13 protein-coding genes are annotated in these 21,795 nt (G+C 38.3%); 4 read left to right on the top strand and 9 right to left on the bottom strand.

Annotated elements, in window-relative coordinates:
- Positions 1-67: 67 nt before the first annotated feature.
- Positions 68-1,387, bottom strand: coding sequence for a tRNA (N(6)-L-threonylcarbamoyladenosine(37)-C(2))-methylthiotransferase MtaB (mtaB, locus tag AC0L7T_RS19965; RefSeq protein ID WP_473337837.1), 1,320 nt, complete (start codon positions 1,385-1,387; stop codon positions 68-70).
- A 233-nt stretch (positions 1,388-1,620) separates the two neighbouring features.
- On the opposite strand from mtaB, the gene AC0L7T_RS19960 reads away from it, so the two are divergent.
- A complete protein-coding gene (locus tag AC0L7T_RS19960; protein WP_473337835.1) occupies positions 1,621-3,783 on the top strand; it encodes a glutamine synthetase III family protein in 2,163 nt (720 codons plus the stop codon).
- Between the two features lie 183 nt (positions 3,784-3,966).
- On the opposite strand, the gene AC0L7T_RS19955 is transcribed toward AC0L7T_RS19960, so the two are convergent.
- From AC0L7T_RS19955 to AC0L7T_RS19940, 4 genes are all read right to left on the bottom strand, one after another.
- Entirely contained in the window at positions 3,967-4,347 is a 381-nt protein-coding gene (locus tag AC0L7T_RS19955) for a hypothetical protein (RefSeq protein ID WP_473337833.1), read from the bottom strand.
- A gap of 372 nt (positions 4,348-4,719) precedes the next feature.
- Positions 4,720-5,727, bottom strand: a complete 1,008-nt coding sequence (locus AC0L7T_RS19950) for a zinc-binding alcohol dehydrogenase family protein (RefSeq protein ID WP_473337831.1) — start codon at positions 5,725-5,727, stop codon at positions 4,720-4,722.
- Between the two features lie 96 nt (positions 5,728-5,823).
- The gene (locus AC0L7T_RS19945) at positions 5,824-7,797 is read right to left on the bottom strand and encodes a DUF3857 domain-containing protein (RefSeq protein WP_473337830.1); all 1,974 of its coding nucleotides are present in this window, start codon (positions 7,795-7,797) and stop codon (positions 5,824-5,826) included.
- Between the two features lie 4 nt (positions 7,798-7,801).
- Positions 7,802-9,631 carry a DUF3857 domain-containing protein gene (locus AC0L7T_RS19940; protein WP_473337829.1) on the bottom strand — a complete coding sequence of 610 codons (1,830 nt, stop codon included), beginning with the start codon at positions 9,629-9,631 and terminating at the stop codon, positions 7,802-7,804.
- A 361-nt stretch (positions 9,632-9,992) separates the two neighbouring features.
- Between AC0L7T_RS19940 and yiaK the strand changes: the two genes are divergently transcribed.
- A complete protein-coding gene (gene yiaK, locus AC0L7T_RS19935) occupies positions 9,993-11,009 on the top strand; it encodes a 3-dehydro-L-gulonate 2-dehydrogenase (RefSeq protein ID WP_473337828.1) in 1,017 nt (338 codons plus the stop codon).
- A gap of 84 nt (positions 11,010-11,093) precedes the next feature.
- Here yiaK and AC0L7T_RS19930 read toward each other — a convergent pair whose 3' ends face one another.
- The 3 genes from AC0L7T_RS19930 to AC0L7T_RS19920 form a co-directional block, all read right to left on the bottom strand.
- Positions 11,094-13,952, bottom strand: coding sequence for a family 78 glycoside hydrolase catalytic domain (locus AC0L7T_RS19930; protein ID WP_473337826.1), 2,859 nt, complete (start codon positions 13,950-13,952; stop codon positions 11,094-11,096).
- A 126-nt stretch (positions 13,953-14,078) separates the two neighbouring features.
- On the bottom strand, positions 14,079-15,584 hold the full coding sequence (locus tag AC0L7T_RS19925; protein WP_473337825.1) for a pyruvate kinase: 1,506 nt from the start codon (positions 15,582-15,584) through the stop codon (positions 14,079-14,081).
- A gap of 113 nt (positions 15,585-15,697) precedes the next feature.
- Positions 15,698-17,080 (bottom strand): MBL fold metallo-hydrolase, encoded by a 1,383-nt coding sequence (locus AC0L7T_RS19920; RefSeq protein WP_473337823.1) that lies wholly within the window; start codon positions 17,078-17,080, stop codon positions 15,698-15,700.
- Positions 17,081-17,663: 583 nt separating this feature from the next.
- Here AC0L7T_RS19920 and AC0L7T_RS19915 point away from each other — a divergent pair.
- Positions 17,664-17,885, top strand: coding sequence for a FeoA family protein (locus tag AC0L7T_RS19915; protein ID WP_473337821.1), 222 nt, complete (start codon positions 17,664-17,666; stop codon positions 17,883-17,885).
- Positions 17,886-17,888: 3 nt separating this feature from the next.
- Positions 17,889-20,000, top strand: a complete 2,112-nt coding sequence (feoB, locus tag AC0L7T_RS19910) for a ferrous iron transport protein B (protein WP_473337820.1) — start codon at positions 17,889-17,891, stop codon at positions 19,998-20,000.
- A 311-nt stretch (positions 20,001-20,311) separates the two neighbouring features.
- On the opposite strand, the gene AC0L7T_RS19905 is transcribed toward feoB, so the two are convergent.
- Complete coding sequence (locus AC0L7T_RS19905; protein WP_473337818.1) at positions 20,312-21,790, bottom strand: efflux transporter outer membrane subunit; 1,479 nt, start codon at positions 21,788-21,790, stop codon at positions 20,312-20,314.
- Positions 21,791-21,795 lie beyond the last annotated feature (5 nt).

Raw genomic sequence — 21,795 nt, 5'->3', positions numbered from 1 at the left:
ATCATAAAAATTATAAAATTAAAAAATACGCTGATCACCGGTTGATTAACGTTACCAATTTATAGGCTTAGTGGTAGATCACTTCATTTTCAGGTTCATAAACATCAACGCTCCCTTTGTCATTTATAGCGACTAAGGTTACCTTTTTTAATTCATTTATTAAGAGGGGATCATATTTGGCACTTACTCTAATGTAGTTTTCTGTAAAACCGAACATTTTACCATCTTCTACATCACCTTCAAATAAAACAGTATACGTTTTTCCAAGATTTTCTTCATAAAAAGCCCTTTTCTTTTTCTCAGAGAGTATTCTTAACATCTTTGAGCGCTTGTTTCTAATTTTCATGGGAATTACCTCCTCCATTTCAGCTGCCCGAGTGTTGGCCCGTTCGGAATAAGTGAATACATGAAGATAAGAAATAGGAAGCTCCTTGAGAAATTCATACGTTTCCAGAAACAATTCTTCCGTTTCACCTGGGAAACCAACGATTACATCTACACCTATACAGCAGTGAGGCATTAAGCCTTTGATTTTGCTGACCCTGTCTTCATACAGTTCCCTTAAATACCTTCTACCCATTTTCCTTAAAATAGTATTGCTACCAGACTGAAGAGGAATATGGAAATGGGGCACAAAGTGTTGGGATTGGGCAACAAATGATATCGCTTCATTTGTAAGTAAATTGGGCTCTATCGATGAAATACGAAATCGATTAATCCCATCAACCTGATCCAATGCCTGTATCAAGTCTATAAATTTTTCTTTTCTTTTTCCATTGTGAATGCCAAAGTCCCCAATATTGACACCTGTAATTACTATTTCCTTTACTTCCGTAGCTGCAATTTCATTAGCGGAGGCGATTATATTATCAATGGTGTCGCTTCTACTTTTACCTCTTGCCAAAGGAATTGTACAAAATGCACAGCCATAGTTACAGCCGTCTTGAACCTTCAAAAAAGTACGGGTTCGATCATGTATACTATAAGCATTGTTGAATACTTCGGCTTCAGCAATCGATGAAGCATAAACTTTGGCTTCCTGACCGACCGCAAAATCATCGAGCAATTCAATCAATCGAAATTTTTCAGCTGCTCCCAAAACAGCGTCGACACCAGGGATAGTGGCAATCTCCTGAGGCTTGAGCTGTGCATAACAACCTATAATAGCAACAAAACCGTTGGGAGATATCTTTTTAGCCTCCTTTACGATTTTCTTACATTTTTTATCTGCATTTTCGGTAACCGAGCAGGTATTAATAATGAAAATATCAGGAGTTTCCTCAAATCCCACCTTTATATAGCCCTTTTTTTCAAACATACGGCTGATAGTAGAGGTTTCTGCATAATTTAATTTGCAACCGAGGGTATAGAATGCTACTTTTTTCAAACTTTTGTTTTCTTTTATTCCGGAGCAAATTTAGTGAATATCATTGAATTTTCCATTTTTGCAATAAATTTGACGAATTCGAAAAAAAACCACCATTCTGATGGATATTTTAGGTGTGTTTGTTGTCAATAATGTAAAAATCACTGAAATTGCTTCTAAAAATCACCATAAATGAAAAAAATTCATTTATTTTTCTAATTTTGTAATTAGTTTTTAAACCATAAACTATTCAAATGGCAACATTAAGACAAAAAGCGTTAATGAAAGTGCAAGGCAGAGCTAAATTAACTGCAGTAGCACCTTCTTTAAAAATTTCTGATTATTTCGGATCTCAGGTCTTTGGCTTAAAAGAGATGCAGGAAACCTTAGCTAGCCCTGTTTTCAAAAAAGTCAAAGCAGCGATTGAAAAAGGAACGAAAATAGATATGTCCACTGCTGATGAAATCGCAACAGCTGTAAGAGGATGGGCCATGTCCAAAGGGGCTACGCATTATACTCACTGGTTTCAACCACTAACAGGATCCACTGCTGAGAAGCATGACACTTTTTTTGATGCCATGACTGGAATGGAGAGATTTAAAGGCAGTACTTTGGTTCAGCAGGAGCCTGATGCGTCTTCTTTCCCTAATGGTGGCATAAGAACAACTTTCGAGGCTCGTGGATATACCGCTTGGGATCCCAGCTCACCGATTTTTATTTTCGATCAAACGCTTTGCATACCAACAATATTTGTTTCGTATACAGGTGAAGCGCTTGATTTTAAAACACCACTTATCAGATCTACAGAATCAATCAATGCAGCTGCTGTAGAAATCTGTCAGTATTTTGACAGAAATGTTAAGAAAGTGAATCCTTCACTAGGTGTAGAGCAAGAATATTTTGTAATAGATAGAGCATTATATGCTACCCGTCCAGATTTAGTAATGGCTGGTAGAACTGTTTTTGGCCATAACCCAGCAAGAGGTCAGCAGTTAGATGATCATTATTTCGGGTCTATTCCTTCCAGAGTTAAGGAATACATGAAAGACTTTGAAATTGAATCATTGAAATTAGGTATTCCTGTTTCAACGCGTCACAATGAAGTTGCTCCTGGACAGTTTGAGGTAGCACCGTTATTTGAAGACATCAATAAAGCTACTGACCATAACCTTCTATTGATGGAAGTAATGGAAAAAGTGGCAGAAAAGCACAATCTTAAAGTGCTCTTCCATGAGAAACCATTTGCTGGACTTAACGGTAGTGGAAAACATAACAACTGGTCATTAATTACGGATACAGGAGTTAATCTTTTTCAGCCTAGTAATTCTGCAAGAGAAAACCTTCAGTTCCTATGCTTCTTGGTAGCGACTATCAAAGCAGTATATGTAAATGCTGACCTACTTAGGGCTAGTATTGCTTCTGCTGGTAATGATTTCAGATTAGGTGCAAATGAAGCGCCTCCTGCTATTATTTCTATCTTCTTGGGAAGTACGCTTACTGAAATTCTTGATGAGTTGGAGAAAAATGGCAACTTAAAAATAGAAAAAGGAGACAACATGTATATGAAATTGGGAATTTCTAAAATTCCTGAAATCATTCTTGACAATACCGATAGAAACAGAACTTCTCCTTTTGCCTTTACTGGAAATAAATTTGAGTTTAGGGCAGTTGGATCCACTGCAAACCCTGCAGGTCCAATGACTGCACTTAATGTAATCGTTGCTGACGTCCTTAAGGACATGAAACGAGATATTGATAAGGAAATTGGTGCTGGTAAAGAAAAGAAACTTGCCATTGTTAACGTACTTAGAAAATATATCAAAGAAAGTAAAAAAGTTCGTTTTGAAGGCGATGGCTATTCTGAAGAATGGGCACAAGAAGCTGAGAAAAGAGGACTTTCTAATTTGAAGAGTACAGCCCATGCTTTGGATGTACTTATATCTAAGCCGGTAACAGATCTTTACAAAAAGCACGGCGTGCTTAATGAAAGAGAGTTACATGCAAGACACGAAATCAGGTTGGAGAACTATATAATGAAAGTTCAGATCGAATCACGTGTAATGGGTGATTTGGCCTTAAATCACATTATTCCTACAGCGATTCTTTACCAAAACAAGCTTATTGCAAATGCAAATGGTTTGAAAGGATTAGGTTTGGATCATTCAGCAGCCATTGGGACAATTGAGGAAATCTCTAGGCATATTGAGTCACTCAAATCGAATGTTGGCTTAATGGTTGAAGCAAGGAAGCGAGTAAATAAGGAAGACGACATCTCTAAAAAAGCTAAGCTTTATAGTACAGATGTAAAAGATGCTTATTTTGATGTTATCAGGTATGCAGTAGACAAACTTGAATTGGTGGTGGACGACGAGTCTTGGCCATTAGTGAAATACAGAGAGATGCTCTTTTTGAAATAATAAAAATTAATTTGTAAAAAAGCCCGATTCAATCGGGCTTTTTTTTTGATCTATTATGAACAGGAAGGTTTTGGATGTATTCTTTTTTTAATGCAAGAGGGTTCCATATTTTCTTAGCCTGTCCTGACCTTTCTTAGCGGAGGGGATGTTTTCCAGGTGATAGGGGCTTTTGTATAATTCAAGTTAATATTGGTACAATGGGATATACCAGGAGATGTATTTGTCTTCGATTTTAGGAAGGCATTCATTGTTTTGATCAATTTTAAATTTCCTTTGAATGGTTGTAGCCAATGCTTTGAAATCTATCGCATGATCCTTTGGATCACTTTCGCAGATGAAATAAAGATCCCTTATGTCGCCTTGAATGTCTAAATACACCCTGGCCTGGATTTTAATATTTCTAAAAATGACTTGAGTTTCCTCATCAAAATAACTTGAAATATGCCCAAAGTTTAACTCTGTACTAAGATTGGTTGTTGAACAGTCAAGACTCATGCTTTCTGTGTCTATTCTGGTAAAGTCTTGTGCATGGGGTTTTACAACGTAGGCATTATTGGTTTTCAATATTTGGTAATTATTATTTATTTGTCCATTTACAAGTAATGGACATATTATAAAACAGAGGGTCAGAAATATAAACGAAAACCTATTCATAAATTAAACGCTTTAACTGGTAAATTTCGTAAATAAAACAGTCAAGAAACAAAACCAATATACAAATGGTGAAAGGGTTTTTTGAATGGTAGAAAACGCATTAACTGAAATGGGCAATTTAAATCAGCACAATTTTACCTGCAATGGTTTTCTGTCCATGCAAATGTTGCTATTATCATAGCAGCGATTAAGCGAATACTTAAATAAACCAATTTAGTGCATGCCTTCCTTTTCTCAAATAGGGGCGGAGAAGGGCTGTAAGTAACAATTAATAGGTAAAGTTTAAAATTCGATTAAAGCTTTGATGACTTGGTTTTCCGGGAGCGTAAGTTCTGGGAATTTTTCTTTTGTCTGTTCAAAATCGAATTTATTCGTGGTGTAGGAATTGGTAGGAAAGAATTTGCTCTCTAATGTGCTAATTACATATAAAAAGTCATCTTTGGTAGCATTTCTGCTGCATAGCAATGTCAATTCTTTGGCATGAATCGAAGGGTGGTGAAAAGACAATTGGTCTTTGTATAGCCCAACCAAAATGTATTTCCCCCCATGTCCTACATAATAGGGGCCTGCCTCCATCGCTGTTTTATTGCCAGTGGCATCGAATACAGCATTAAAGCTATTTTTATATTTCTCTTTTAGTGTTGAATCAGCTTCAACTTCTTTTGCATTGATTGTATGGCTGGCTTTAAACTCGTTCTTGGATAGGTTTAATCTCCAGGGGTTGATGTCCAAGGCAGTTACTTCTGCACCTGCAAGCTTGGCAAAAACCATAATGGCCAAGCCAATTGGTCCGCAACCCATTACCAAAACCTGGTCTCCTTTTTGAATGCCGGCCCTTCTAACTGAATGAGCGGCCACAGACAACGGTTCTACGATGGCCATTTCATCCCAGCTTAGTTGAGGTGTTGGGATAAGAATAGACTCAGGAAGGGCCATATATTCCTGCATGGCACCATCTGTATGGACACCCAGTACTTTAAGTTTTTCACAGCAATTGGTTTTTCCTGCTTTACATGCACTGCATTGACCGCAATGAAGGTAAGGAATGACTACAACTGGTTCACCTTCCGTGAATGAAGAACCATTAGGTTGGGCTACTTGGGCGGCTATTTCATGTCCAAGAATTCTCGGATAAGTAAAAAATGCCTGGTTTCCTGCAAAGGCATGCAAATCGGTGCCACAAACACCTAATTTTTTGATACTAACCAATACCTCGCCTTCTATGGCTTGTGGAATTTCAGTTTCCTTATTAACGAACAGACCGGGATGTTCACAGCTGATTACTTTCATATAGACGGTGAATGAATTTTTAGGTATGCAAAAAGTAAAAAAAGAAGGAATTAACCAACGGATAATTGTTTTATACTTAAATAAATGGGGCAATGATTATTCTGAAGGTTTATCGACCTCTGTATTGTTTGATTTTTTTATCAATACCATTGGTTCTTTAAACTTGCTTGATATGATATCCAACAGGTATTTTAGATCGGGATATTCATTTGCATCAATTAAATGGTTTTTAACTGATATTATGGCATTCACGATGGCTGTGTTCTCCATGATCTTAACATCAAAATTGAAGGAGACTGCTCCGCTCGGCAGGGTCATGGATGCATTTTCCGGGAAATCATCTAGTACATATCCTTCTGGGATTTCGAATTTTGTTGCATACCTGTCAGTAAAAATATAATTGAAATCTACTGGGAATGCACGGGTTGCTCTTACAAATGGATTGGGTTCCCAGCGCAATAAATGAAACGGGGTTATGTATAGGTTTTTATCTGAATCGAATTCCTTGGTAGCTATGTATTTGATTAATAATTGATTCTCTTTTTTATCGTTTTCCGTAATTGATATGGTTTGTATTTCTTCCTGATCATCTGAGTTTGGCAATAGCTTATTTTGGAAGACATCATTTGATTCGTTTATTTCGTTAAAAAGGCCAGAATTTAAGATGTAATCAAAATCCATTACTTTTATTGTCGACGCTCTTTTTATGGAATTTTCTCCTAGATCTAAATTAGAAAAAACATTGTATCCGGAGGAATGGGGGATCTTTATATCTATAAGCCCACTTTTTTCTTCTATCATCAGAAAGCCTTGATAAACAAGAAAATCAGAGGGTAAAAAGCCAAAGGGTATGTCTGAATTGGTTGCGTCCAAATAATAAACTTTATTACCTATTAATGAAACGGCAATTAGATGATTAAATTGATCAATAAATGGGAATGGTACCAGATTGGACCTTCCATTACCTTTGCTACTTATAAGTAACGGATAAGCTAGAATTCCATAATGTCTAAGGTGTGCAATCAGGGATAGATTAATCTCCGCCCTACTACCATTTCTGCTGGTGATTATTTCATCTAGGTTTTCAGTGGGAACAATTGAGGATAAGCCGGTAAATTTATATTGGGAGGTAACATGGTCGTAAATGTTGGTTGCAAGTTGAAGCGTATCTAATTCATTGGGGTTAATGTTAGTAATTTCAGCCTGTTTTTTTTTAGGTTCTAAATAGCTTTTAAATTCAGTCCGATTTGTGAAATATTCTGCTAAATCCTGCCAGGATTGGAATAATTGTTGGTATTTATTTAAATCAGTGCCATAACCATCCATTTCCCTGAATTCATATCCATCCAACTGGAAATCGATTTTCTCCAAATAGTCTTTGTAATGAGCCATATAAGGCTCAGGCTTGAAAGCACTTAGGTTTTCTAGTTCCCAGCGATAATTGTCTTTCGTCTTGGTTTTATAATTATGCGTAATGGTTTTGAGTCCCTGAGCCAGATTTTTATACCTTAAAAAAGAGGGGAAGGAGATTTCATAAATCGATTTAAGAGTGGGGATCTCATTTTGAAATACCCATCCTTCTAGTGAAACGATGGATTTATCCGTTTTCTTATAAGAAAAGTCAATAATGGATCCCATTTGTACATTTGGGAAGGTAAACCTTATTTCTTTCCAGCCATCACCCGCATCTACCTCGTAAAAATCATCTTTAAATAATTTCTCAATTTGAATTTCTCCATTTATTAAGTTAATAGTTTGTGCATTTATTTTAAAAAGATCTTGAATATTGTCATCTCCTCTAAAGTACCTTAAGGTGACATTGGCTTGTTCTTTACCACTTTCTTTAAGGATTTTAATTCTTCGGTGTATCTTGCTTTCTAGCACTATGCCAGAGAATAAATTGTAACAGGATTCCTGCAATACTACCGCATCTGCTTCAGGGTCAAATGAAACTTCATTGAAATTAAATTCAAAGTCATTGTACTTCCCAAAACGCATCTCCTGGGAAAATAATAATAGTGGAGTTAATGTCAAAATAGTGAATGATACTATAATTCTTGTACAAACCATATGCTCATTGTTTTGTGAAAATTAATTCTCCTTTCAATGTTTCATTTATAGCTATTAATAGTGCTTTTTGTTCTTCGCTAGAAAGTGAAGTAGCGTCCTTGACTTTTATGTGTTTTTTAATGAATATATTTTTTTCATCGATTGCTATCTCCAGGTTTATATCAAATTTTTCTTTAGTGATGGTAATATTGTCAGGAATGGACTCTATATCTAACGCACGGTGTTTTTTAATAGTAGCTTCCTCAATATAGTTTCCTGTTGGGTCTTCCATATTAATTTCCCAATTGAACCAAGACATTGGAATGAAGATACGTTTGCTGGTATTTCTAAAATACCGTAAAACAACACCGGAAAAGTTTATTTCTGTGGCTATTTCTTTCCAGTTAATGATTTTATCCAAGCTTAGCTCATCTATCAATAATCCATTTACACCTATTTGTTCATTGAAAATGGTATTGATTTCCTTCTCTTTTTTATCAAAAGTTTTCATGATTACTGATTCTGCAGGGAACCCTTGGTGTAGCAAGGATCCTTTTATTTTAGCATTACCATTTTCCATTAACATTATTGAAGTAATAATTTTTGTTGTATTAAAGTCAGGATCAGAATAGGAGGGCGTATGGTCGATTTCCCCTCCTTCTGGGGTTATAACCAATACTTTTCGATTTTTGGTGAACGTTCCCAAAAATCCGGCTGGAAGGTGATTGGAAGTACATTCAAGCCAGTAGTGATTCAAGCCAGAAGTTATTCGAAGAATAGCATGGTTAAACTGGTTGGATGGGAAATCCTCGTCAAAGGTGGTATCTTTCCCAGCATTCACTAGGGTATAATCAGCACTTATGCCAACTTCAGAAAGCATGGCCTTCATGAATAAAGTCAAACCTTTGCAGTCTCCATATTTCTTTGAAAACACTTCAGCACTTGTCATAGGCCGCCAGCCACCAATCCCCAATTGTATGCTAACATAGCGATAGTTACTTTGCAGGTACTTATAAAGGATTTGAATTTTTTCAATGTCCGAACCTGCATCTTTAACCATTAGCTGAATTTCCTGTTTGAATTCTGCTGGTAAGTTTGTCCTTTCTTTATTGAGTTGGTTGAACCATAATCCAAAATTCTCCCAAGTTTCCATACTTGCCTCAAATCCATCCATACCAAACTTTACTGGGGCGAGTTTTATTTTGGTTAGTTCAACATCTTTGCTGTCAGTAGTGGACGGTGGTTGATTGTCAGTAGTCCAAAAAAGAGTTTGGGTTTCAGCATCTGACACCTCATTGAAATCGCCCTCGAAAAGTTGTGTTTTGTACCGAATACCTAGTGCTTTAGGATAGTTTACTTCCAAGCTTGCTTGTTCTACCTTTTGATGGTGAAAATTTTGTGGGTTCCAGCTTGGGAAATAAAAATTGCCAGTCTTTTTTATTCGAGCCGTCATCTCTACACTTATCGGATAGGAAGTTGCTTCCGGTGTGAAATACATTACTTCTAAATCCTGGTAAATACTTCCGTAATCAATCAGAGCTCTTTTTTCAAGGTCTTTAGCTTTGTATTTTTTTATGGTTTTGCCATTATTTGGGTTAACTACCTTTACTTCAAAATTATCTAAGCTTGTAAATTGATCTATAATAAAATGGTGGGATGCGTGTGACAATCCTTTTGATTCATAAATAGTAGTTACTTGATATATTTCTAACTCATAAGAATAGTCTTCCAATAAGGTGATTTTGTGTTGCTTATTTAAACTCGAATAAACGGGTATGGGCAGAACGTTCCCATTCAGTAACGTAGGAATAAATAGGAAACTACAAAAAATAGAAAAAAATAAAGAGTTATACATTTATAATATACTTTAATCGAATATAAAAAAAATATTACAATAAAAAAAAGCTACAATTTGATACGTTGAAATTAATTGTCATTTAAAAAGTAGAATAAATAAGTTATTTTTTGTTAAGTATCGACCTTCTAATGTTGTTTATAAAAAGAGAGTTGTGCTTTGGGTAGTTTCTATATAAGCTGTTTATTGGTTGGGAGTTAGCTTAAGTTTAGCCGCTTTTTTGCGTAAATATTAAAGGTTAAAATGTAAAACTACACATTTTACTTTTTGGTCTTTTTTAAGAAATTTTTCAAAGGGTATTTTTTCGTCTAGCAAAATTCTCTTACTTTATTCTGAAATTATTTTTAGACCAAATACCAGTATGGATACTACCAAAAGGATTCCCTTTGAAGTTTTAAAAACCACCTTTATCAAAGTATTGACCAAGAATGGGTTTGAGCAGGAAAAGGCGGAAGTCTGTTCCCAACTTTTTGCCATGGCAAGTTTGGATGGGGTGGCGTCCCATGGATTAAATCGTTTTCCAGCTTTTTTGGAGCAAGTGGCAAGAGGCAGGGTATTGCCGGATAAAGATCCGGTAAAGGAATTTTCTCTGCCAATAATGGAACGCTGGAATGGTCAGTTGGGCGCAGGAATGTACAATGCCTCATTGGCCATGGACAGGGCCATAGCAATGGCCACAACCAATGGGATGGGTTGCGTGGCCTTGAGCAATACCAATCACTGGATGCGTGCAGGCAACTATGGATGGCAAGCAGCTGAGGCGGGGTGCATTGGTATTTGTTTTACCAATACCACACCCAATATGCCAGCATGGGGTGGAAAAGAGCCTAAATTAGGCAATAACCCTTTGGTAATTGCCTTGCCCTATTTAGACAAAGCTGTAATCTTGGATACTGCAATGACCCAATATTCTTATGGGAAAATGGCAATTTTCAGGAAAGGAAACAAAGAATTGCCCTTCGATGCAGGTTTTGATTCAGAAGGCAAGCTTACAAAAGATCCATTTCAGGTGATTGCAGAACAGTTGGCTTTGCCTATTGGCTTGTGGAAAGGAGCAGGGCTTTCAATGATGCTGGACCTCCTGGCATCTGGTCTATCTGATGGCCAATCTACCCATGAAATTGGTCGTCAGAAAGAGGAGTATGGGGTCTCCCAGTTTTTTCTATGTCTCCATCCCGAAGTTTTAGGAATACCAAAGGACAAGCTAGACGAAAGAATTGGGAATACTTTAGAAGATTTGAAAACTTCCAAAGTTTTTGAAGGCATGGAAATAAGCTATCCTGGAGAGCAATCCTTTGTTCGGAGGGAAGAAAATCTTCGGCTTGGTGTTCCTGTGGATGCTGATATTTGGGAAAAGGTTGTCAAAATGATTGAATAACCTTTATAACACCATTTCAAGACTTTCAAATCCGGGTCAATAGGATTTGATTTGAAGCCTAGTAAACAATTGGTTTTGCCAAAATCAATCCAGGCTACTTTCGAAATGATACGTCCCGGATCCTAATTTTACAGCTTGCTTGCCATTGTAAAAGTGTCCCAATTGTATGCCTTGATGCTGATCCAAACGTTTGTCATCCAAGGTAATGTCCAGTTCATTTTTGGCGGGGACGAAAATAGTTGCCTGGGTATTCACGGGAATACTTACTTCCATAAGAAGTTTTCCATTCTCTTTTTTCCAGGAACTGGTGATTTTACCATGAATAGATTCGTGACTTGCAGCAACATAATTGATCGCTTTCTTGGGTATTTCCGGAGCGATGATAAAAGTCTTGTATCCCGCTTCATCTGATCTAATACCTGCCATGTTGTGAAACATCCATTCGAATACCGAGCCGAAGGCATAATGACTAAAGGAGTTCATACCATTGTTGAGGCTGGCCATTTTTTCAGGATCATTTTTTACATAACTGTCCCACCTTTCCCAAATGGTAGTGGCACCATTTTTTATCTCAAAGCCCCAGGAAGGGTACTCTTCGTTAAGGAGGAGTTGGTAAGCCAGGTCACTGTGACCCGTAGCAGACAATGCTGGTAAAAGCTGCTTTGCCCCTAGAAATCCTGTAGCCAATTTGCCGTCATTCTCATAAATTAATTGTGCCAAATGGTCTCCAGCTATCTTTTTTTGTTCATCATCTAGAAAATCAAGAGAAATGGCATTTGCATAAGCCGTTTGAGTATTGCCTGAAAAGCCCATTTGTCCATCCACATACCCTTTGCCGTCTCCATAGGCAGCCGCATTGGTGACAAGCCTTACGCTTTCTTTGTCCATATAATGGTCAGCAAAAGCAGATTTTATTTTTTTCGACAGATTTTGGTAATGCAAAGCTCTTTCTGATTTGCCTATGGCAGTTGCCATTTCAGACATTAACTGAGCAACATAGCCATAGTACATGGTAGCGAGCATATCAGGAGGCGTTTTTTTGCCAATTGAAAGCCAGTCTCCATACCCCCCTTTGGGACTGAGATCTGCAAATGAGCCTTCAGGGTAAAAGAAGGCACCCTTGCTTTTTTGATGGTGGAAAGCCATGAATCTTTCCATGTTTTCCCAGCCCTTTTCAATGATGCGTGTATCACCATACGCACGATACTGCTCATAAGGATTGATAACTCCTGCTTCCATCCATCCTGGGGCATAAGTGTCGGAACTTCTTACCCCTGGAGCGGGTGCATAATCTGGATAGGCACCATAATCCCATTGCGCATCATTTAAATCCTGAATCCATTTCGTGAAAAAGGCAGAGACGTCCATGTTAATGGCTGCTGTACCTGCGTAGGTTTGGGCATCACCTGTCCATCCCATTCGCTCATCCCTTTGAGGGCAATCGGTTGGGATGTCCACAAAATTTGCCCGTTGGGTCCAGACAATATTTTTGTACAGTTGATTGACCATGGGGTGATCTGTTTCAAAATGGCCTACCCTTGGGGTATTTGATCCTAAAACCAAGCCTGTGATATTCTCTTTTGTAGGTTTCCCAGGAAACCCGGTAACTTCTACATATTGGAAGCCATGGTAGGTAAATGAGGGAGTCCATTCTTCTCCATTAGGATCTCCTTTGAGAATGTAGGTGTCTGTTGCTCTGGCCATCCGTAGGTTTTCATCCATAAGCCTGCCGTCAGGGTGCAACATCTCTCCAAATCTTAATACAACCTTATCCCCCGCCTTTCCTTTTACTTTTAACTTGACCAAACCGGCAAAATTTTGCCCCATATTGAAAATAAATTTACCATTCTCTCGCTCATGGATTTCTACAGGTTTTATAACTTCTGTGACCTGGACAGGCTGTGCAGGGTAAAGCTCCAAATTACGCTTGCCAGCATTAATTATTTCAGCATTGGCCCAGTTATTGTCATTAAAATTAGTTTTACTCCAGTCGTCAGGTACCTTTCTGGCATCAAAAGTTTCTCCATGAAGTATATCGGATTCAAGAAGTCCTCCTGAAGTGATTTTCCATTCCCCGTTGGTGGAAAATGTGGCTGTTTTACCATTTGTATAAGTAACCTCCAGTTGTGCCTTCAAGGCAGGAGTGTCCCCATAAAAGGCCCTAACTACCGGATTGCCGATCAATAATGCATAACCAATATAGCCACTGTACCAGCCTGGCGAAAGGATGGCCTGTAAAACATGCTCACCTTGGCCCAGTTGGTCGGTGACATCATAGACATTGTAATACACCCTTTTGTTATAATCTGTCCAGCCAGGAGCAAGAAAGTCCTGACCTACTTTTTCTCCATTGATGCGGTATTCGTACAAACCCAGGGAAGTGATGTACAATCGGGCTTTGGAAACATTTTCGGGTAGGTTTATTTCATTCCTGAGAATGGGGGAGGGGGGAAGCAATAATTCTTTGTTCTTGTAAGGAACAGGCAGGGTAGTTGATGCAAAATCTTTGCCTATCCATTTACTTTTCCAATCGCTTGCCTCTAAGAGTCCCATTTCCCAGGTTGAAGCTTTGCTCCATTCCCCTGGTTGGTCTTTTATGTCCCAGCTTTGCACTTTCCAATAGCATTTCTGACGGGAAAGAAGTGCCTTCCCCTTGTAAATCACCTGAGAAGTTTGGTCTCCGGGAATTTTGTTTGAGTCCCATAAGTCGGCTTTTCCTGGCTCCAGAAGCTCCATTTTACTTGCCACCAAAATGCGATAAGCGGTTTGATGTTGATTCCTTACTTCAGAAGCTAAAATCCAGCTTAAGCGTGGTTCTCTTTCATCAATAAAAGGATTTTCAAGGAATTCACACCTTAAATTCTCTGGTGTCAAATCGGATACTGCCATCACTTTACTGTGAAGCATTAGTGAAAACAATATCAAAAAAGTTGAAATTTTCATGGGCTTACTGTTGGTTTGGAATCAAATATAAATGAATTCTATCCCAAAGCCGTCCTGCACTGTACTGTTTTATAATTGATTTTAAAAGTGTCTTTGTCTGGATTTAAATAGGGTTTAATAATGACCTTATTTGCGCTCGGAATTTGGCTCTAGCCTATAGCTATTATTGGAATCGATAAAGTCAATTGCGATACTTAATGGGCGAAAAATAAATCGCTTTTTAGTCCTATGACCAGCCGTTCTAAGCATGATCTCCTTTAGTGTTTTCAATACCCTGATGGTGTGATTGCCTTTATTGATCATGATACATTCTGCCAGGGAAGCCTGTCCTGCATCTGTGATCTCTGAGCGGGTGGGCATGCCCGACTTTTGAAGGGTCTCCAGGACTTGAGTTGCCCAGACTACGGGTACATGCGCAGCTTCACAAATCCATGAAATTTGATCTTGAATTTCTCCCATTCTCCCAAAACCAATTTCAACGGCAAGGTCTCCCCGTGCAATCATGATTCCAAATGGTGGATTTTTCATCGCTTCAAGTAAAAGGGAGGGCAGGTTTCGAACTGACTCAGGTGTTTCTATCTTTAGAATGATCGGAAGAGGTTTTTTAGGGACTAATTTTTTTAGCTCATTGGTTAATTTGGTGACATCTCCCGGTGTTTTCACAAATGAATAGCCCACTAAGTCTGCATTTTTGCATATAAAGGGTAGACAGGCTTTGTCATAATCGGTAAGGGATGGAATATTCATAGGGGTATCGGGGAAATTAATCCCTTTCTCTGATTTAATCTTCCCTTTTTTGGATGCAATACGAACCAACTCTACAGCCACTTTTCCAGGTTCCACCCTGGTCACTAAGCCACTGATTTCACCATCATCAATAAAAACCCTTTGCTTCTCTTCTAGAAAAGAAATTATCCCAGTTTCATTGGGGCTAATCACAATGTCTTCAGCTGAAAATCCTTCATTTGTTTCCGCTAACCAAATGGTATCGCCTTCATTTACCTTAACCTTTCCTTCTTCTTTTCCTTTGGCCAATAGGCAAGTTCTGATTTTTGGGCCGGCAAGGTCAAAGTATATTTTACAGGACATTCCCGTTTTTTTCTCAGCTGATTTAACTTGTTTGATCATCGCCTTCCAAACCTTTTCATTGTCATGTGCGCAATTGATACGGGCTACTTGCATGCCATTAAGTAGTAGCCTTTCCACCAGATCAGCATTATCGGCAAAGTCTGAAGCAAAAGTGACCATAACCGATGGCGTTTTTGCTTGAACAGGTCTGCCAAACAGTAGCTTGCTGTTGTATTCCAGTTTCTTACGGCTAAATTTATAAGTGCAGGGGTTGAGCGCATCTTCTGAATAGACATGACCTAAACGTTCTCTTATTGTTTGAATCTGCCGGTGAAGATGATTTTCAGAATTCGAAAGTGCAGAAAAGCCATAATAATGGAGGCGTTCCTGCAAGGTTTTTCTGTCCTTACTTCTAAAATAAAGGTACTGGATTAGATTCGTGGCAGAAACAATCTGAGATTCTGGAAGGGTGTCCAAATAGACATCAAACTCATGGGTTGTTTGAAGTAAAGCCTCTTCCAATCGAGCCATTTCCTTAGCAAGTTGTGCAATGGTAGTTTTCATTGGTTTTGAATATTCTGGGATATCAAAAGTTACGTATTAAAAATAAATTAGTTGGTTTTGTTTTTGGCCAGTAATTAACTAATTCCAGTCTAAGAATATGTTTTACCCAACTTTTAATTTTTCTGCCAATCTTCCCAGCCTCCCTCATAATTAAAAACATTATCAAAACCATTGGCTTTCAATAAAGAATAAGCAATGGCAGCCCTGGTACCAGAAAGGCAGTGAACGATAACAGGTCTTTCTTTACTCACCTGGTCAAGGTTTTGATTGAGTTTTCCTACGAACAGGTTTTTGGCACCCTCAATATGGCCTTTTTTAAATTCTGAAGCTCCCCTTACATCTATTACCTGAGCATTTTGTTTGTCGATTTTGTCTTGAACATCTTCCTTATTAATGGGGGTGGAGCGCATTAATTGGATGCCTTCAGCAGTATTTAACTCCCTGGGACTGATATAACCAAAAACATCATCAAGGCCAATTCTCATTAACTTTCTCGAAAGATCATCCAATTCATTTGGCTCAGCAATCAGAGCGAACGGAGCATTATAATCCATAAACCAGCCCATCCAGGTAGCGATTGAATTGTTGTTTTCAATGTTAATACTTCCCTTCAAATAACCCTTCGCAAATTCTTCAGGAGACCTGGTGTCTATTATGGGCATTTGACCGCTGACCTTATTCATAAATACATTGGTTGACAAATGCTTGATCTCAGGTACTTTGGTTAGCAGTTTTCGCTCAATTTTATTGAGTTGTTTCATTTTTGCAAAATACCGAGGAGGCTCTGGTTGATCCTCAAGCAAAGTTTGGGTGAATGTTGCTCCATCTTCCAATAGCTGGAAAGCCCAATTTCTTATTTTTTCATATCCAACCGTACTGGACGGAACAGCACCGAGTGCTTTGCCACAAGCCGAACCTGCACCATGTCCCGGCCAAATTTGTACGAAATCTTGAATATTTTGAAATTGTTGAAGCGAATCATACAACTGTGCAGCACCGATTTCCTGACTGCCTTTTATCCCTGCTGCCTGCTCTAATAAGTCTGGCCTTCCAACATCTCCCACAAAAACAAAATCTCCAGTGAAAACCATGACAGGAGCAGAAGTTGCAGCCTTGTCAGTCAGAAGAAAACTTATGCTTTCAGGAGTATGTCCTGGTGTATAAAGTACTTCAAAGTCTATATTACCAAGTGCTATATGATCGCCTTTGACGTTTTTTTTATGGGGAAATTCGTATTGCCAGTCTTCACCTCCCATACCGGAAAGGTACATTTCTGCTCCAGTCAAAGCAGCCAATTCCCGGGATCCAGATAAAAAATCTGCATGAATATGGGTTTCCAGGATTTTAGTGATGGTGAAATTATTTTCTTCAGCAATCTTTAGGTAGGTATCCACATCCCTTTTGGGATCTATCACTGCGGCAATACCTCCGGCTTGACATCCAATAACATAACTTGCCTGTGCCAAACTTTTATCATATACACGTTCGAAAAACATATTATTTTTAATTTTTGTTAACGTTTAATTTTATCAATCAAATTTGAAACCAGATTTTTTAATGAGCTTTTTAGTTGTCGAGAATATTTTAAATTCGGTGAAAAAATGGAGACTCCTTAATCAAAGCTTCTTGTTTTCTACTTAATTAACCTGCTAAAACAAATCCAATTGTCTTATTTAAAATAAAATTAGGTTGTAATAGGCATAAATACAGTGACATTAATTACCTAAGCCTGTTTTTATCTTATCTTTGAGCCATTCAAAAACAGGTAGAGAACTAAGCGAAAATGCAATGACATACTCAATTGAAATCGCCCAATGATTTTGCTAATTTGAAGAATTAATGAATTTTTAAGGGCAATGATTGTACTGGTTTTAAGTTGATTTTTGTCATGTTTTTATTTTTTTTCAAATGCTTTGCCTTTCTGCGAACTTACAAGCTGTATTTTTTGGTTATAAGCATGTGAACAATATAATTTATTCAATCTAAATAAAGACGAAAATCCTTATTTTTCCGAGAAAATTATGTTAAAATTGCGCATTGAAATCAAAGATGCAGATTAGTCTTTAAAACCGAATTCCCATGACTGCAGCCGGACTTAATAACAATACAGTACACGAAATTTCCAGTATATCCAACTCCAACCTGTTGGTTAGGATGATGGAAATGGGAGTTTTGCCAGGTAAAAAAATAAGCTTGTTGAAAAAAGCACCTTTTAAAGGGCCCATGGCTTTTATCATTGACGGAAATATACTTGCCTTGAGAATTGAGGAAGCTGATCTGATTCATTTGAAAGCAGAATAGCGAATGGAAATAGCAGAGAAATTGGGTACACGAAGAATTGCCATTATTGGTAATCCTAATGTGGGGAAGTCAAGTATTTTCAACCAGCTCACAGGGTTAAATCAAAAAATTGGGAATTATCCTGGGATGACTGTTGATAAAATGGTCGGTTATTTCCATAATGGAGAGCAGCGTTTTGAATTGATAGATTTGCCTGGGACTTATAGTCTTTTGCCTAAATCCGAAGACGAAGTTATCGCTCACAAAGTCCTCAACGGTCAAGGTGAGGAGAAGCCCGATGCTGCCCTTGTAATTTTAGATGCGTGTAACCTGGAAAGAAGTCTTTTGCTAGGCACCCAGGTTATGGATCTGGGAATTCCGATTGCTTTTGTGATCAACATGAAAGATTTGGCTGAAAAAAGAGGACTACACATTAAAACATTTGCCTTGTACCAGGCGTTGGGCGTACCTCTGGTCATGACAGATGCCAGAAACAATCATGGGTTAGACACAGTAAAGTCCTTGTTTATTGAGGATAAATTTGTTGTGGGTAAACCTTTTCATGACCTGGATTTCCCCGAACTGCTTGGAGAGGTTCAGGAAAAGTTTGGTTTTAGCCATCCCTATCAAGCTTTTCAACAATTGATTTTTGCTTCTTTTGATCCAACATTATCTGATGAAAAACGGATTTGGTTGGAAGAACGTGCCAAAGCTTTTCAATTTGACACCCAAGAACAACAGACAAAAGAAACTACAGACAGGTACCAAAAAATTAAGGAACTTCTTAGTAAATCTGTCCTTTCGGGGACGAATGAACCACGAAAATTTCATGGAAAACTGGATGCCGTTTTCTTGCATCCTATTTGGGGTTATGTGACATTCTTTGGGATCATGTTACTCATTTTTCAGGCAATCTTTGCTTGGGCAGAAGCCCCAATGGATTTTATAGACAGTACTTTTGCTGCCTTAAGCAGTTGGGTGGTAGAAACACTGCCTCCAGGAGTTTTTACAGATTTATTGGCAGAAGGGATCATTACAGGTATTGGTGGTGTGGTGATTTTCATTCCACAAATAGCCCTATTGTTTGGTTTTTTGGCTTTTCTAGAAGATACAGGTTACTTTTCCAGGGTTGTATTTCTTATGGATCGTATCATGCGTCCATTTGGATTGCATGGAAAAAGTGTTGTGCCTTTGATTTCAGGAATGGCTTGTGCCATACCTGGTATAATGGCCAGTAGAAATATTAGCAACAGCAAAGAACGGCTAATAACCATTTTGGTAACCCCTTGGATGAGTTGTTCTGCACGATTGCCAGTGTACGTTATTTTGATAGGTTTGACTGTCCCAGATGAAGCCTGGATGGGTATTAATTTTCAGGCCATTGCACTTTTGGTCATGTATCTCTTTGGGACTGTATTTACTTTATTAGGAGCCTTTGCGCTTAAGTTTATCATTAAAACGAAAGAGAAAAGTTTCTTGATGACAGACTTACCTATTTACAGAATGCCACGACTGCAAACTGTATTAATGACCATGTTCAACAAATCAAAAATATTTGTTCTTGAAGCAGGGAAAGTGATTTTGGCAATTTCCATTGTGTTGTGGGTATTGGCCAGTTATGGGCCATCAGGAAGAATGGAAGCCGTGGAGGCTGAGAAGATAGCCATGTTGGAGAATGCGACGGATAGTGAAAAAGAAGAAATCATGCATGTTTATGCTTCTAAGGAATTGGAATCTTCTTATATAGGTATTCTAGGAAAATCCATAGAACCAGCCATACGGCCTTTGGGTTATGACTGGAAAATAGGGATTGCTCTTCTTACTTCCTTTGCGGCCAGAGAAGTTTTCGTAGCCACTGTGGCAACAATATATAGCGTTGGGGAAGAAGTAGAGGATGAATTAACCATCAGGCAAAAGCTGGAAAAGCAGGTGCATGCAGATACTGGTGAAAAAGTATTCGACAGAGCAACAGGTTTTTCTTTGATGGTTTTTTATGCCTTGGCCATGCAGTGTATGAGTACAGTGGCAGTGGTTTACAGGGAAACTAAAAGTTGGAAATGGCCAGTATTGCAAACCATTTTCATGACGGTAATAGCCTATTTAGGTGCTTTAGCAACTTATCAAATATTCTCATAAGTGATGTGGCAGGAAGTGTTGGTTTTTGTTTTATTTGTCACCGTAATTGGCGGGTGGGTTTACCGAACCTGGTTCCGTAAGCGTGATAAACCGCAGACTGGTTGCGGATGTGATAAATGTGGATAAGTAGCTTCATAGAAGTTGTTTAATCTGAAAAATGGATGAATAACATATAAATTCACCAGACATACCCCAATTTGGAGGTATGCCTGTGAATTACGTAGTTGGTTAAAGAAACAATAACACTTTTTTTATTCAGCCGATATTAAAATATTTCTCAACAAATTTTTTTGGAAAACTAAGCTTTAAGCTTAATTCCATCCACCTCCAAGGTTTCGGTACAGTTCTATATTTGCTACCAGCATTTGCATTTTGACGTCTACCATATAAAGCTCACTTTCCAGGGCATTGCTTTGGGCATTGATAACTTCCAGATAGGTTGCATATCCACTGCTAAATAACAAATAGGATTCCTTTACAGCTTTCCTAGCGTTTGTAAGTCGTCTTTCTGCCAATCCATATTCCTCTTCCAGCTTTTGAATAGTGACCATGCCATTGGATACATCAGAAACCGCCTGTATTACTTTTTCACGAAAGGCAAGTTCAGCTATATCTCTTTCTGAGAGGGAAATTTTATACCTCGTTTTCAGTTTTCTATTTTGAAATATGGGCTGTGTGATTGAACCTACAAATACACCAAATAGAGACCCGGGATTCAGGACGTTTGACAAATTAATTGCATCATATCCTAACTGGGCATTTAGAGACAAGGATGGATAGCGCATGGCTTGGGAAACCCCTACTTGAGCATTTGCCTCAACCAAAGCCAGTTCTGCAGCATATACATCTGGTCTGTTTTTGATAAGTTCAAGGGGCACACCCACAGCCACTTCACTCAGTAACCTGGTATCACCTAAACCTCTTTGTACATCAATGGATTCCATAGGGTATTCCCCCAATAATTCGTTTAGCTTGTTTTTTTGAACTTCAAGTTCACGCTCAATTTGCGGTACCAGTGATGCGGAGATCAGTTTTTGGGACTCTGTTTGTGTAATCGCTAGAGAGGATACTTCACCTGCCCGATACTGTAGTTTCACTATACTAAGCGTAGAATCATTAAGCCTTAAATTGTATTCAGCTACCTGCTGCTGTTCTTTCAGCATAAGTAGTTTATAATAGGAGGTTGCGATTTCAGCGACAACATCCGTTTTTACTGCTTTCGTATAGGCATCCCTTTGTTGCCATTGGGCTAAGTTGGCCTCCTTTGACCGTCTGAATTTTCCCCACAAATCGATTTCCCAGCTAGACTGAAGTGCAGCCATATTACTGGCTCTGGTTACATACCATTGGTTGGGTGAATTTGCATCTCCATAGAAATTGACACTTTCTCTTGTGGAAGAATTTCGGGAATAACGATCATCCCTTTTTTCAAGTACGGCTGTGAGTTGAGGTAAGAAGTTTGCTTTAGATTGCTTAAAAGCTTCATTGGCAATTTCACTTTCCTTTTCAATTTGCTTTAAGTAAAGGTTGTTGCGAAGCCCGTCATCAATCAATTGCAGCAAGGTGGTGTCTTCGAAAAACACGCTCCATTCCACTTTCCCTATGTTTGTAGTGTCTTTTGAAAGACTGTCTGATTGGTCGGAAGAATATGACTTAAATGCGTCCGGAAGGTTTAAGTTTGGTTGCACATAATTTTCTCCCGATTTGCATCCCCAGAGGCTCATGATTATTAATAAAATAATCGAATGAGAAGGTAGGGAAGCGTGTTTTATTCTATTTTTGAATGACATATTTT

The organism is Cyclobacterium sp. 10D3-21, from assembly GCF_055809755.1.
The sequence above is the reverse complement of the archived record's forward strand: the minus strand, read 5'-3'. Positions and strand labels throughout refer to the sequence as shown.